A 14,557-nucleotide genomic window follows, 5' to 3' on the forward strand; every position below is an offset into this window, starting at 1 on the left:
TGGGACTTATGCTGGCGAATACGGCCGACGGCGGCGCCCCACCTTCCGTCGCGGCCTCCACGTCAGGGGGTTCCATGGAACCTTATGGGTCGCCCAAGTGGCCGGACCACGATCCCCCTCGTCCGAGTTACCTTCCGCATACCCCGCGCCCACCGGAGCCTCCCCCGGGCAGGCCGCCGATCAAGCACAGCAGCATCGCGGCCATCCTGTTCCTTTTCGGCGTCCTCGGTCTGGTGTGCGCAGGAGCCTATTTCAGCGGCGAACTCCAGCACCTCCTCTACGGATCGTCCGCCACACAGAGCCAGGCACCCCGGCCCGGGCTCGTACCGTTCGGCCAACGCCAGGACCCGATCCCGGGACTCGAGGAAGCCGACGCGCCGCTCGGCACGCCGGGACCACTGGGCCGCACCAGTTCCTCGTACAAGTTCCTGGCCGTCAAGGAAGACGGAACCCCGCTGGCCTACTCTCCCTGCAGGCCCATCCACTACGTGGTCAACTCGGACCTTGCCCCGCCGTCCTGGCAGCCATTGGTGGAGGAAGCCGTGAGACAGGCCAGCGAAGCCACGGGATTGAAGTTCATCTATGACGGACCCAGTTCCGAAGTTCCCTCCCCCACCAGGCCCGGATACCAGCCCGAAAGGTACGGGGACCGCTGGGCGCCCGTGCTTATTGCCTGGAGCACACCGGAGCAGGTTCCGCGTCTGACCGGGCAGACCGTGGGCCTTGGTGGCAGCTCCTCCATTGGCCTCAGCAACGGTTACAAGGCCTATGTGACAGGCACCGTGTCCTTGGATGCGCCACAATTCGCGGAGATCGTGGACGCCCCCAGCGGAGAGGAGATCGGCGTGGCTGTGATCATGCATGAGCTGGGACATCTCCTGGGCCTGGACCACGTGGACGATCCCCGGCAACTCATGTTCGACCAAGCGTCCTGGGTCCGCGGATTCGCTGCCGGCGACCGGACAGGGCTCGCCCAGCTGGGCACGGGTCCTTGCAGCAAGGATTTCTAAGGGGCTAGCCGGCCACCACTTACCCGGCTACCACCGCGAGCGCATCCTCCACGGTGTCCACCAGGAAGATCTTGTCCGCCATGGGCTTCCCCGCGGCAAGGCTCTGCAACATGGGCCAGGCAGGGAAAGTCCGTTCCCAGTGTTCGCGCCCTACCAATACCATGGGCGTGACGGTCTCCGGGGCTCCGTAGTAGTTCTCGCACGCGTCCTGGAAAATTTCCTGCACCGTTCCGGCCGCGCCCGGGAGGAACACAATGCCGCCGTCGCAGAGCTCCAGCAGGATGGCCTCGCGGACAGCGTTGGCGAAGTACTTGGCGATGTGCGTGGCAAAGAGATTGGGCGGCTCATGACCATAGAACCATGTTGGAATGCCGAGCGTCGGGGTGCCGTCCGGATAACGTTCGACGACGGCGGCTGCTTGCCGCGCCCAAGCCGTCACGGAGGGCCTGAACCCGGGCACAGCGGCGAGATCCTCAAGCGCGACGATGGAGTCGGCGTCGGGCAGTCCGCTCAAGTAGGCGCCGAGATTGGCGGCTTCCATGGCGCCGGGACCCCCGCCCGTGGCCACCGTAAAGCCCGCCTGTGCCAGTAACCGCCCCAGCTTTGCGGCGTCGGCGAATTCTTTAGTGCCGCGCTGCGCGGCATGTCCTCCCATGACACCCACCAGCTTGGTCCCGGCGAGTGCCCCGTGGTCCAGCAGTTCGTCCAGGGCGTCGCCGATCGCGTGGTCGTGCAGGGCCGCTGCGAGGGTGGCGTCCAGGCTGCCCCGTTGCCCGGGGAGGATGCTCCACTGGTAGACGCGGGCATCCAGGGTGGATTCGTACTCTGTGACGGCGATGCCCTCATACAGTTCACTGGCCGTGTAAACGCCGCCGCGGTAGGGATTGAACGGCACATTGTGAAGCTTGGGGAAGATGAGCGCTCCCCGCCGGCGGAGGCTCTCCTCCACCCCGTCGTCGAAAGTGCACCCCAGGAAAATCGCACCTTGGGGGTTCAAGGCTTTGAGGTCCCGCGAGTGGCCGCGAAGGTCCAGCGATTGCGCGTGCCAGCCGTTCATGGAGCCGGCCCCTGCACTCACCAGCTGGTGGAAGTGGACCACGCTTTCGACGTCGAGAGTTCGCGGACTCGGGTTCAAAGCTCCGGAGCGGTTCATGGTTTCAGCGTAGTGGTGCAGCCGTTTGTGTGCCGGGCCTTGATCCGGTGCATCATGAAGCATGAAGAGTTCAGAAGTTGTTCGGCCGCGTATCGGCGTCCCGGTCCGTCTCAGCAGTTCGGACGCCCCAGACGCCCGGGTGGGTGAAGCCAACGAGCTCTTTACGTTCATCGTGGACCTGTTGCGTGAGGCCGGCGCACAACCGGTGCTGTTGACCCCGGTGTTGGCTGACAGCGCCGGGCGCTTGGCCACCGAGATGCAAACGCTCGACGGCGTCCTGCTGCCGGGGGGCGGCGACATCAACCCGCGCCTCTATGGGCAGGACCCTGACGCGTCCCTTTACGATGTCAACCCCGAGCAGGACCATCTGGACATGGATGTTGCCCGGGCAACCATCGACGCCGGTCTGCCGCTGTTGGGCGTCTGCCGCGGCCACCAACTGCTGAACGTCCTCTACGGCGGAACGCTGATCCAGGACATGGCACCGTCGGCAGTGAACCACAACGGCCTGGATCCCCACGATCCCGAGGCCAGCGAATGGGCCTGGCATAACGTGCTCCTGACGGCCGGTTCCAAGACTGCGGGGCTGTATGGATCCCCTGAGGGGAGCACCATCAAGATCGCCTCCGGACATCATCAGGCCGTGTCCCGGGTGGGTGAAGGCCTCCTGGTCACTGCCGTGGCAGACGATGGAACCGTGGAAGCCTTGGAAGACCCTTCGCGGTGGGTGGTTTCGGTTCAATGGCATCCGGAGGCTTCCCAGTTGCCCGACGCCGAGCGGTTGCTGCCGTTCCAGAACTTTGTGGATGTTTGCCGGAACCCTACCCATGGCCCATCCACGGGAGTACAGTAACGCTCACTGCATCGATTTTCACCACCTCTGATCATCGCGGCAGCAATAACTCCATTCGAAATGACGTCCTGGGGGCGTCGTAAGTTTGCCGGCTGGGGGGCCCAACATCTGCTCAAGGAGCATGGTTGTGGACCGTCCGAAATACGCTCGTCGTCATACTCGCCCATCACTCATCAGCACTCGTTCATTGGCCCGGCGGATCCTGGGATTCCTGCTGGGCCTTTCTGTTGCCCTTTCCTCGTTTGTCTTCGGATTTGCCACGCCCGCCTCGGCAGCCGTACCCCCTTGTCCCGGGACCGGCGGTGCCCAGCAGATCGTCGCCCATACGGACGACGACCTGATCTTCATCAGCCCCGATTTCATGCGGGATGTCCAAGCAAAGCGTTGCGTCCAGACGATTTACCTCACAGCGGGCGACGCCGGAGAAGGCCAATCATATTGGGCCGGTCTTGAGGACGGGATCCGGTCAAGCTACGCCTTGATGGCGGGGGTCGCCAATGCATGGACGGCTTCGGACGCCGGTGTACCCGAGCGACCGGTGACTGTCCACACGCTCAACGCGGCGCCGAATATCTCGGTGGTTTTCCTGAGGCTTCCGGACGGCTTCCCCAACGGCAATGGCAGCAGCCGTTTCAATGGCCAGAGCATCCTGAAGTTGTGGGACGGACGCATTTCTTCAATTCGGCCTGTGGACGGATCGGCCACGTATTCAAAATCGCTGCTGCAGACTGTGTTGAACCGGCTGGTGGCCAACTACAAACCCACCACGTTCCGCACCCAGGACTGGACAGGCAATTTCACCACCCCCTATGACCACAGCGACCACTGGGCTGCGGCAAAATTCGGTCAGTTAGCCACTCGCGCCTACACCGGACCGCATACCTCGTCCGCCTACGATGCCTATGTCATCGACGAGTACGCGCAAAACGTCACTGGCGCCGAACTCACCAGTAAGGTCAACACCTTCAGGCACTTTGCCGAATTCGATGAGTTCCTGTGCGGGAACATCTGCCCGGACGTGCCGTACAGCGACTGGCTCAAACGGCAGTACATTACAGCCATCGAGTGGACCGGCAACGCGGCGAAATCGGCGGGAACAACCGTCTCAGCGTCCTCTCAGAGAGCCTCGGGACAAAGTCCAGAGAAAGCGCGGGACGGATACGCCTGGGGCACTCCCATGGACGCCAACCGGGAGTGGGTCACCAACGGGGGCAAGGCCGGCAGCTGGATCCAGTACAACTTCTCCCCCGCACGGACCATCAACGCCGTGACGCTTTTTGACCGTCCGCTACCAAGTGACCACGTAACCGGCGGCAACCTTGTCTTCTCTGATGGCAGCACTGTTCCGGTTACCGCACTGCCTAACAACGGCTCAGGGCTGACAGTGAACTTTCCTGCCAAGACGGTCAGCTCCGTGCGCTTCACCATCAGCTCCGTCAGCGGCACCACCACCAATGTGGGCCTGTCTGAGTTCGAGGCACACATCACCGCGGACGTCGTTGCCCCCGTGGTGACAGCCACACCCGCGGGTGGCACCTACGACATCGGGCAAAAGGTCACACTGACCGTGAATGAGCCAGCTTCCATCTACTACACAGTGGACGGGTCTACTCCCACAGTGGCCAGCAGCAAATACGCCACCCCCATCACTGTGAATGGCCCGTTGACCCTGAAGTACTTCGCGGTGGACTCTGCGAACAATCCCTCCGCCGTGGTTACCCAGACATACTCCACCGGCCCGGATGTGACTAAACCGGTGGTAACGGCGAACCCGGCGGGCGGCGCCTACGCTCCCGGCACCACCATCACCCTCACGGTCAATGAAGCGAACTCGGTGATCAAATACACCACCGATGGTACCGACCCGTTGACGGCCGGGCAGGTGTACTCAACACCGATAGCGTTCCCCGGCACGGCTCCCATGACGTTGAAATACTTCGCCACGGACCCTGCCGGAAACGTCTCCGACGTCGTCACCCAGACGTACACGGTTCCGCCGGACACCACGGCTCCCACGGTGACAGCCAACCCCACCGGCCGCGCATTGGCCAGCGGGGCCACCATCACCCTCTCGGCGAATGAACCCGGAGCTGCCATCTACTACACCACCGACGGCAGCACGCCCACGGCAACGGAATCAGCCACAAACATTAAGTACGCGGCTCCGATTGTCATGGGAAGTTCCAACCTCGTCCTTAAGTACATCGGGGTGGACACGTCCGGCAACACCTCGACCGTGGGCAGCCAGACGTACACCGTGCCCGCAGCCGGACCGCCGTCGGCCCATGATTTCAACGGCGACGGCAAAGCCGATGTCCTTGCCTCCGATACCGCCGGCAACCTGTACCTGTATCCAGGCGACGGCGCAGGCGGCGTTCTGACACGGCAGGTAGCCCTGGCGGCACCGGCGTGGTCAACGGTGAATGAGGCCATCACTCCCGGTGACTTCAACAGGGATGGCAAACCGGACCTGCTGGCCCGCGCAGGCGACGTCCTGTGGTTCTACCCGGGCGATGGCGTAGGCAGTTTCGGAGCGCGGGTTCAGGTCAGCACCGGGTGGAGCACCATGAGCCAGTTGTTCTCCCCCGGCGACTTCAGCGGCGACGGTATTCCGGACTTCATTGGCCGGCTGAGCTCCGGTGAGTTGCGGCTCTACGAAGGCAACGGAACCGGCGGTCAGAGGACACCCACAACCATTGGAACCGGCTGGAACGTGATGAATGCAATTCTGAGCACGGGGGACTTTAATGGAGATGGAAAGGGAGACGTGCTGGCGCGACGCTCGGACACGGGCGCCCTCTGGCTCTACCCCGGAAACGGAACCCGCGGATGGCTCCAGTGGAAGCAAATCTCCACGGGTTGGGACAACCGAACATCGATAGCCGGGCCCCGCGACCTCAACGGCGATGGCAGCAACGACGTCGTAGGCCGCATCGGAGACACCCTGTGGCTGTACCCGGGCACAGGCAGCGGAGCGTTCAGCACCGTACCTCCCATCAGCCTCGGCACCGGTTGGCAGGCATTGAAGATCATCGCCTAGCCAGCCCCATAGACCTGGCGCGGGTCGGAGTTTTCCCCCAGACTCTTCGGCCCGCGTCAGCTACTTAAAGAACGACGACGGCCCGCCGCCTTCCGTGGGGAAGGCGCCTGGCCGTCGTCGTGAGCTAGCTGTAAAGGCTAGAGCGTTGCGTAAACTTCGCGCAGCAGCTTGGCCGTCTCGGACGGCGTCTTGCCGACCTTCACGCCAGCGGCTTCGAGAGCTTCCTTCTTGGCCTGGGCCGTACCGGCAGAACCGGAAACGATGGCGCCTGCGTGGCCCATGGTCTTGCCCTCGGGAGCCGTGAAGCCGGCAACGTAGCCAACAACCGGCTTGGTGACGTTGGCCTTGATGAAGTCGGCTGCGCGCTCTTCAGCGTCGCCACCGATCTCACCGATCATGACGATTGCCTTGGTCTCCGGGTCAGCTTCGAACGCAGCGAGGGCGTCGATGTGCGTGGTGCCGATGATGGGGTCGCCACCGATACCGATCGCGGTGGAGAAGCCGAGGTCGCGGAGTTCGTACATCATCTGGTAGGTCAAGGTACCGGACTTGGACACGAGGCCGATGGGGCCCTTGCCCGTGATGTTCGCCGGGGTGATGCCAACCAAGGCTTCGCCGGGGGTAATGATTCCGGGGCAGTTCGGTCCGATGATGCGGGTGATCTGCTTGCCGTCTGCGTCCACCTTGGACTGGGCGAGTGCCCAGAATTCGGCGGAGTCCTGAACCGGCACACCTTCGGTGATGACAACTACCAGGCCGATGCCGGCTTCGATGGCTTCAACCACGGCGTCCTTGGTGAATGCCGGGGGAACGAAGACGATGGAGACGTCTGCGCCGGTTTCAGCGATGGCTTCCTTGACGGTGCCGAAGACGTTGATTTCCTTGTCGCCGTGCAGGACCGTGGTACCGGCCTTGCGGGCGTTGACGCCACCAACAATGTTGGTGCCGGCCTTGAGCATCAGGGCGGTGTGCTTGGTGCCCTCGCCGCCGGTGATGCCCTGAACGATGACCTTGGAGTCTTTGTTGAGGTAGATAGACATTGTCGCGTCCCTTTACTTAGCTGCGTTGGCGAGCTCGGCGGCCTTGTCGGCGCCCTCGTCCATGGTGGCGGCCAGGGTAACCAGCGGGTGGTTGGCCTCGGTCAGGATGCGGCGGCCTTCCTCAACGTTGTTGCCGTCGAGGCGAACTACCAGCGGCTTGTTCGCGGAGGAACCGAGCTCAGCCAGTGCACCGACGATGCCCTTGGCAACGGCGTCACAAGCAGTGATGCCACCGAAGACGTTCACGAACACGCTCTTGACCTGGGAATCGCCAAGGATGACGTCCAAACCGTTGGCCATGACCTCGGCGGATGCTCCACCACCGATGTCCAGGAAGTTGGCGGGCTTCACGTTGCCGTGGTTCTCGCCGGCGTAAGCAACGACGTCGAGGGTGGACATCACAAGACCGGCGCCGTTGCCGATGATGCCTACTTCGCCGTCCAGCTTGACGTAGTTCAGGTCCTGCGCCTTGGCCTTGGCCTCCAGCGGGTCAGCTGCGTCCTTGTCTTCCAGGTGTGCGTGGTGCACGTGGCGGAAGTCAGCGTTCTCATCCAGGGAGACCTTGCCATCGAGGGCGACGATCTCGCCAGCGCCGGTACGGACCAGAGGGTTGACCTCAACCAGGGTTGCGTCTTCCTTCTTGAAGACGTCCCAGAGCTTCAGAATGACGTCGGCTACCTTGCCGCGCAGTTCTTCAGCGAAACCTGCAGCTGCGACGATCTCGTCAGCCTTGGCCTGGTCGATGCCCACAGCGGGGTCGATGGCGATCTTGGCCAGGGCCTCGGGACGCTCAACTGCAAGCTGCTCGATTTCCATGCCGCCTTCTACCGAGCACATGGCCAGGTAGTTGCGGTTGGCGCGGTCCAGGAGGACCGAGAAGTAGAATTCCTCGGCGATGTCAGCACCCTGGGCGATCATCACCTTGTTGACGGTGTGGCCCTTAATGTCCATGCCCAGGATGTTGGTGGAGTGCTCAAGCGCCTCTTCGGCAGTCTTGGCAACCTTGACGCCGCCAGCCTTGCCGCGGCCACCGACCTTAACCTGTGCCTTTACGACAGTTACGCCGCCGATCTTCTCGGCAGCTGCCTTCGCTTCTTCAGGAGTGTGCGCCACGATGCCGGCGAGCACGGGTACACCGTGCGCCTCGAACATATCGCGCGCCTGATATTCAAACAGGTCCACGGTTTAGTGTCCTTCTACGTCGAAGTAGTTTTCTGTTCAGCCGGGAACCGCGATGACCGCGATAGCCAGCTGCGGAAAGTACGCGGTAACAACCGGGATTGAAGCCGGTCACATTGCGTAAGGTCCTCTCGGAACTTTAGCCCTTTGAGGAGTCCCGCCAGCTACACACTACCGGTTAAGTGAGTAACCTTACACTTCTATCGGATGTAGAAAAACCGCATAATGACGCGGATTTTGGACTGTTCGGCCGTCTTCCGGCCGCGATCAGGACCCCTGCTTCAGGTTCCCGCGGACCGTTTTGCCGCCGTCGGAAATCAACTGGTATCCCTCGCGGCTTACGAAGAACGCCACGCCACCTGAGACGTTTCCGCAGGCAACGCCCCCGTTATAGGCCGAACACCGCAGACCGTTGCGTTCAATGTTCTGCCCGTCCGCCAACTCCCGGAGCTTGGAGATGGGACCGTCACGGCTGCCCTTGGGCCCGAACTCCGACTCCATTTGTGTTACGCCGGAACGACATGAGCCATAGACAGCCTTCTCCGGAGTGAGGAGCACCGTCCCGCCAAGATAGCCGAGACCTATTCCCGCGCAGTCGTCAGCGATGTCGCCGGTATCCGGCTTGGCATACTTCGCCAGCTCACAATGAACTACAGGGACTACGGCGAACTTGTTGTTGGCGGCGTCGGAGTAGGAGTTGGCCTCGTAGGGCAGGTTGAGGTGCCCGCCCCGTGCGGAGGTCATGGCGCACACGATGTTCTTGTCAGCCGTAACGAACGCGGTGACATCCTCGCCCGCGGACAGTGTGGTCTGCTCGGTGACAGGCACCTGTTGGAGCTGTTCCAGCGGCGGCAGCGGGGCAGGAGGTACATAGTCAGGATCTTTAGTGGCGAAGGAGCATCCCGCCGCCAGCACCATGACCAAGGCAGCCAGGGTCGCCCAAACAGTCCGTTGCATGTCCCTCATTATGCCGTGCGGCTTCACGCATCCAACTTGGTCAGGGGCGCATACCGCAGCAGCAGCCGCTTCTCGCCGACGTCGAACTTCACCTTCGCCACCGTCTTGTCGCCCGCGCCTTCGATGCCGAGCACCACTCCGTTGCCGAAGCTTGTGTGGTTGACCTTATCCCCCACCACCACGGAAATGACTTCCTTCTGCGGCTGGACCCTGTTGCGTACGACGGCGGCGGGGACGTCGGCGTCGAACCCTGCGGTTGGGCTGGCGGCAGCACCGCGGGATGTGCCCGCACCCCAGAACGAACCACCGTAGCGGTTGGACCCGATGGGGGCGCTCCCCCAGCCACCTGCGGCCTGGCGACTCATTCCTTCGCGCTTCCACTCCACAAGTTCGGAGGGAATCTCTTCCAGGAACTGGCTGGCGGGGTTGTACTGGCTCTGGCCCCACATGCTGCGAACCTCAGAGCGCGTGACATAAAGGCGCTTGCGGGCACGGGTCAGGCCCACGTAGGCCAGGCGGCGTTCCTCCGCTAGCTCCTTGGGATCCGTCGCCGAGCGCTGGTGCGGGAAAATGCCGTGCTCCATACCGGTGAGGAAGACCACGGGGAACTCCAGGCCCTTGGCCGTGTGCAGCGTCATGAGGGTGACAACGCCCATCCGCTTGGCCTCCGCGACGGCGGCGTCAATGTCCGCACCCGGAGCATCGGGGATCTGGTCGGCATCGGCCACCAAGGAAACCTGCTCCAGGAACTCGCCGAGGGACCCATCCGGGTTGTCGCGTTCGTACTCCCGGACCACGGCCACCAGTTCCGCGAGGTTCTCTACCCGGGATTCGTCCTGGGGATCGTTGCTGGCGCGCAGCCCCGCCAGGTAACCGGTCTGTTCGAGGACTGCCTCCAAAGCAGCGGCAGCACCGGAGCCGGAGGCCACCTCCGCGAGGTCGTCCAGCAGCTTCACGAATCCGAGTACGGCGTTGACGGAGCGCGTTGCCATGCCGGGCGCCTGGTCTGCACGGCGCGCTGCGGTCATGAACGAGGTACGTTCCCGCTCGGCCAACGCGGCAACTGCGCCCTCGGCGCGATCGCCGATCCCGCGCTTGGGTTCGTTCAGCACCCTGCGGAGGTTGACGTCGTCGTCCGGGTTCACCAGGACGCGCAGGTACGCCAGGGCGTCCTTGATTTCCTTGCGCTCATAGAAGCGCGTGCCGCCCACCACTTTGTAGGGAAGGCCGACGCGAACCAGAACGTCCTCGATGGAACGCGACTGGGCGTTGGTGCGGTAGAAGATGGCGACGTCACCGGGACGCAAGCCTTCCTCGTCCTGCAGCCGGTCAATTTCCTTCGCGATGAACTGGGCTTCGTCGTGCTCGTTCTCCCCCACGTAGCCAACAATTTTCTCGCCGTCGCCCTCCGCGGTCCACAGACGCTTTTCCTGCCGGTTGGGGTTGCGGGAAATCACCGAGTTGGCTGCGCTGAGGATGTTCTGCGTGGAGCGGTAGTTCTGCTCAAGTTTGATGGTGCGGGCGTTCGGATAGTCGGCTTCGAACTCCACAATGTTGCGGATGTCCGCTCCGCGGAAGGCATAAATGGACTGATCGGAATCGCCCACCACTGTGAGTTCGCTCGGTTCGACGCCCGTGTCCGTTCCCAAGCCGACGATTTCCCTGACCAAGGCGTACTGGGCGTGGTTGGTGTCCTGGTACTCGTCCACCAGAACGTGCCGGAAGCGGCGCCGGTAGGACTCCGCGAGCGCCGGGAAGGCCCGGAACATGTACACGGTTTCCGCGATGAGGTCATCGAAGTCCATTGCGTTGGCTTGCCGGAGACGCTGCGTGTAGCCCTTGAACACCTCGGCCACGGCTTGCTCGAAGGGGTCGTTGTGGTTTGCCGAGGAAACGTAGGAGTCGGCGTCAATGAGCTCGTTCTTGAGCGCCGAAATCTTGTGCTGGATGGCCTTGGGGGCGAACTTCTTGGGATCAAGGTCCAGATTCTTGGCCACGAGTGTAATGAGGCGCAGCGAATCAGCGGAGTCGTAGATGGAGAAGTTGGAATTCAGGCCAACGTTGGCAGCTTCCCGGCGCAGAATGCGCACACAGGAAGAGTGGAACGTAGAAATCCACATGCCCTTGGCACGGGCGCCCACCAAGGCTTCGATGCGTTCCCGCATTTCCGCCGCTGCCTTGTTGGTGAAGGTGATCGCAAGGATTTCGCCGTGGTGAGCACGCTTGGTTGCGATGAGGTAAGCGATCCGGTTACTCAGCACACGGGTCTTGCCGGACCCTGCACCTGCAACGATCAGCAGGGGGCTTCCGGCGTGCTTCACGGCCTCTTCCTGCTGCGGATTCAGTCCCTGGAGGAGGGCCTCAGCATTTGGCAGTCCGTGGGCGCCCTGGTTGCCCCACCCTCCGGAGGCGGGCCCCTGGGGGGCGTGCCCGGATGCGGCAGTTCCCTCCTGGAGGCGGGGCCCGGACGCGCCTCCCCCGGAAAGGGAGAGCTCCGGGGCAGCCTTGACTGCGGCTTTGGTGCCTGCTTTGAAGGGTCCGTCTGCGTAGGGGTCAAACAACATATCCATGGTGCCTACCAGTCTAGGCGGTGCCCATGACACTATAAGGCGCTGCAGCCGCGATGTTGCCTGTGCCCCGCGTCAGGCCCTAAGCGAACTGGGGAACGGAGGCGAGGGCCGCGCTTAGCTCGAGTACCGCCGTCGGGCCTCCTGCCACGAACCAGTTCAGTCCGTTGACCTGCACGACGGCGGTGTCCCCGCCGGCAGCGCGGACGATCGCCTTTCCGGGAAGCCAGTCCCATTCGGGGCAGCTGTGCTGGAACCAGCACCCGAGTTCGCCATCGGCCACCCGGCCAAGGTCGCAGGAGCCCGAACCGAACATGCGCAGTGATGCCGCGGAAACTGCAGCCGCGTGCCAGGGCATGGCCGCGCGGGGGTCCGCCAACCAGGTGGGGTGGATGTAGGTTGCGGCGGAGATTTGGCTCACGGGAAGGTCGCCGAAACCGGTGATCGATTCGCCGTTCAGGGTTGCCGGGCGTCCCTCCCCTCCCAGCCAGAGCTTGTCCAGTTCGGGCTGATAAATGGCGCCCAGCAGCACGTCCGGATCGGCAACCGAGGTGCCGCCGTGGATCGAGTCGTCCCGTTTGAGGGCAATGGCGGAACACCAGTATGTGGAGCCGTGGAGGAAGTTGTACGTGCCGTCTACGGGGTCGATCACCCAGGTCCGGCCGCTTGTCCCGGCAACGGAGGTGCCTTCCTCGCCCAGGATGCCGTCGTCTGGACGGCAGCGCCGCAACTGGTCCAGGACGTAAGCCTCAGCTGCGTGATCAGCTGCAGTGACGACGTCGGACACTGACGTCTTGCGTTCGCCCTGCAGTCCGCCCATCCGCATGAGCAGCGCCAGCTGGCCTGCCTCGCGGACCAGGGCGCTGGCCAGTTGGTAGTCATCGAGTGAAGGATCGAGTTCAGTTGCTGTGTGCCTGCCGGTGGTCATGGATCCAGCTTATGTGGCGGGATAATGAATGGCATGGCCAAGACACCCGCCCAGCGCATCAAGAAGCACGGAGCAAAGGCAGTGGTCCCGGATCACACGCTGCCTCCCGTGATCAACACCACCACCCAGCGCACGCCGCAAAAGGCACAGAGCAATTCAAAGCTCATTGTGATCGCGGGCGTCGTGGCCAGCCTGTTCCTGTTCTGGTACCTGCACCTGCTCACCTTGAACCAGATGACGCAGCTCTCCGGTGGCCTGGCGATGCCTGATTCGCTGATCGGCGGCTTCTCGCAGGACTACATCGTCCAGCTTCGAGAGGCCATGGACGAGTCCGCGCGTGGCCAATTGAACTACATCCACAAGACCGCCGGCACCCTGTTTCCGCTGATCTTCGGCTTCAGCTGGCTCCTGCTGATTGGCACCAATGTGGCGCGAAAGTCATGGCGGTGGACCCTGTGGGCTGCTCCCCTGCTGTTCGCTGTGGCGCACCTGTGGTCCAACATCGCCATCGATTCCGTGCTGGCTGCCGAAACGCCCGACGCCGGTTCGGTCGCGTTGGCCTCAGCTGTCACCGTCGCGTCGTGGGTGCTGTTCCTGATCAGTCTCCTGTGCGGCGTGGTGGCCGTGTTCCTGGGCAGGAAGAGTGCGAAGCCCGCCTGACAATTTTCGGGGGCGCTCGGCTGGGCACCCGTTCGCCAGCGACGCATTAATACCCGCCCACCGCACCACTACACGCCCAGCGCAGCACACGTTCCCCAGGACCGCACCCCTATGCGCCCGGCGCACCAGTGCTTACGGGCGCAATCGGCGGCAACGGGTGCGGAAACCTCAGGAACCCCGCCAACAAACCTCAGCGGGAGCCCGTCCCTGCCCGTGCCAACTTGCGTTCCGTGTGGGTGCGCTGGGCAATCACCAGGCCGGCCGCAGCGAGGCCAATGGTCACCGGATAGCCCATGAACCGCTCAAGCAACCCCGGCTGAGGCACCTCCATCCCGGTGAACCCTCCAATGACGAGCGCGCCAATACAAACCAGCCCGCAGGCAGCGAGGAACCAACTGATCGGGGTTTGCCGGAACCACAGGATGCCCAACAGGAGCAGTGCAAACCCTCCCCCGATGAAGAACATCAGTGCGCCCGCAAAGTGCCAAGGTGAGCCGAGGTCTTCGGGCACCAGTCCCACCAGGACCGTTCCCACGCCTGCTGCACCGGTGAGTATGCGGATCGCTACGGCCAGGATCCATGGCACGGTCAGGACGCGTGCAGGAAGCGAACCGTCGGCAACAGATCGAAATCGCCGCGCGGGCACCCTGGGGCGCGCGGCCACGCTCAACAGCCCGGCCGTCAGGAATACAGAACCCAGGATGAGGGCCAGGCCCTGCACCACAAACGAGGCGTTCATCAGCAGATGCAACGGCGAGCACACGGCCCGGTCCTCGTAAATACCGCAGGAGATTGCTCCGAGGTCACTGATGAATCCGGTGGCCCTGCTGTAGGGCTCGGGCCCTGCCCAGGCCTCGATCACGGCGGCCTCAGCCACGAAGTATTGGACCACGCTCAGCTGCGCCCACCCTCCGATGTTCGCCCTGATGCCACGGGTATCCGGAAGGAACGATCCAGCTGGCGCCGGTGCAGTCGTGTGCCCTTTCATGAACGCCAGCCTAGCGGTGTTCGGGCAGCACCCCCGCAGCTTGTATGCTTGTAGTCGTGTCCGGGCCCTCGAGCTCCAGCAGTGGGATTTAGAGTCATGGACACACAGGCCCTCGTAGCTCAGTGGATAGAGCACGGCTCTCCTAAAGCCGGTGTCGTTGGTTCGATTCCAATCGAGGGCAC

General features: G+C 63.2%; 11 protein-coding genes and 1 tRNA gene. 5 read left to right on the forward strand and 7 right to left on the reverse strand.

The window, feature by feature from the left end; translation table 11 throughout:
• The first annotated feature begins 8 nt into the window (after window positions 1-8).
• Window positions 9-1,010 (forward strand): matrixin family metalloprotease, encoded by a 1,002-nt coding sequence (locus AC1RJY_RS02185; RefSeq protein ID WP_498601149.1) that lies wholly within the window; start codon window positions 9-11, stop codon window positions 1,008-1,010.
• A 19-nt stretch (window positions 1,011-1,029) separates the two neighbouring features.
• Here the strand turns inward: AC1RJY_RS02185 and AC1RJY_RS02190 are convergent, their stop codons facing one another.
• Entirely contained in the window at window positions 1,030-2,163 is a 1,134-nt protein-coding gene (locus AC1RJY_RS02190; RefSeq protein WP_043806511.1) for an LOG family protein, read from the reverse strand.
• Between the two features lie 61 nt (window positions 2,164-2,224).
• Here AC1RJY_RS02190 and AC1RJY_RS02195 point away from each other — a divergent pair, with 61 nt between their 5' ends.
• The gene (locus AC1RJY_RS02195) at window positions 2,225-3,016 is read left to right on the forward strand and encodes a gamma-glutamyl-gamma-aminobutyrate hydrolase family protein (protein WP_011773782.1); all 792 of its coding nucleotides are present in this window, start codon (window positions 2,225-2,227) and stop codon (window positions 3,014-3,016) included.
• 121 nt (window positions 3,017-3,137) lie between these two features.
• A complete protein-coding gene (locus tag AC1RJY_RS02200; RefSeq protein WP_498601152.1) occupies window positions 3,138-6,056 on the forward strand; it encodes a chitobiase/beta-hexosaminidase C-terminal domain-containing protein in 2,919 nt (972 codons plus the stop codon).
• Window positions 6,057-6,193: 137 nt separating this feature from the next.
• On the opposite strand, the gene sucD is transcribed toward AC1RJY_RS02200, so the two are convergent.
• From sucD to AC1RJY_RS02225, 5 genes are all read right to left on the reverse strand, one after another.
• The gene (gene sucD, locus AC1RJY_RS02205) at window positions 6,194-7,096 is read right to left on the reverse strand and encodes a succinate--CoA ligase subunit alpha (protein WP_011773780.1); all 903 of its coding nucleotides are present in this window, start codon (window positions 7,094-7,096) and stop codon (window positions 6,194-6,196) included.
• A 12-nt stretch (window positions 7,097-7,108) separates the two neighbouring features.
• On the reverse strand, window positions 7,109-8,278 hold the full coding sequence (sucC, locus tag AC1RJY_RS02210) for an ADP-forming succinate--CoA ligase subunit beta (protein ID WP_011773779.1): 1,170 nt from the start codon (window positions 8,276-8,278) through the stop codon (window positions 7,109-7,111).
• Between the two features lie 264 nt (window positions 8,279-8,542).
• The gene (locus tag AC1RJY_RS02215; RefSeq protein ID WP_498601154.1) at window positions 8,543-9,241 is read right to left on the reverse strand and encodes a hypothetical protein; all 699 of its coding nucleotides are present in this window, start codon (window positions 9,239-9,241) and stop codon (window positions 8,543-8,545) included.
• Between the two features lie 14 nt (window positions 9,242-9,255).
• The gene (pcrA, locus tag AC1RJY_RS02220) at window positions 9,256-11,802 is read right to left on the reverse strand and encodes a DNA helicase PcrA (protein WP_498601155.1); all 2,547 of its coding nucleotides are present in this window, start codon (window positions 11,800-11,802) and stop codon (window positions 9,256-9,258) included.
• A 79-nt stretch (window positions 11,803-11,881) separates the two neighbouring features.
• Entirely contained in the window at window positions 11,882-12,727 is an 846-nt protein-coding gene (locus tag AC1RJY_RS02225; RefSeq protein WP_014920932.1) for an inositol monophosphatase family protein, read from the reverse strand.
• 33 nt (window positions 12,728-12,760) lie between these two features.
• Here AC1RJY_RS02225 and AC1RJY_RS02230 point away from each other — a divergent pair, with 33 nt between their 5' ends.
• Window positions 12,761-13,387, forward strand: coding sequence for a hypothetical protein (locus AC1RJY_RS02230; RefSeq protein WP_043805847.1), 627 nt, complete (start codon window positions 12,761-12,763; stop codon window positions 13,385-13,387).
• Window positions 13,388-13,577: 190 nt separating this feature from the next.
• Here AC1RJY_RS02230 and AC1RJY_RS02235 read toward each other — a convergent pair whose 3' ends face one another.
• Entirely contained in the window at window positions 13,578-14,375 is a 798-nt protein-coding gene (locus AC1RJY_RS02235) for a DUF998 domain-containing protein (protein ID WP_498601157.1), read from the reverse strand.
• A gap of 108 nt (window positions 14,376-14,483) precedes the next feature.
• Here AC1RJY_RS02235 and AC1RJY_RS02240 point away from each other — a divergent pair.
• Window positions 14,484-14,556: transfer RNA gene (locus AC1RJY_RS02240), tRNA-Arg, on the forward strand.
• Window position 14,557: the final 1 nt, after the last annotated feature.

The organism is Arthrobacter sp. GW822-FHT05G07, assembly GCF_058799755.1.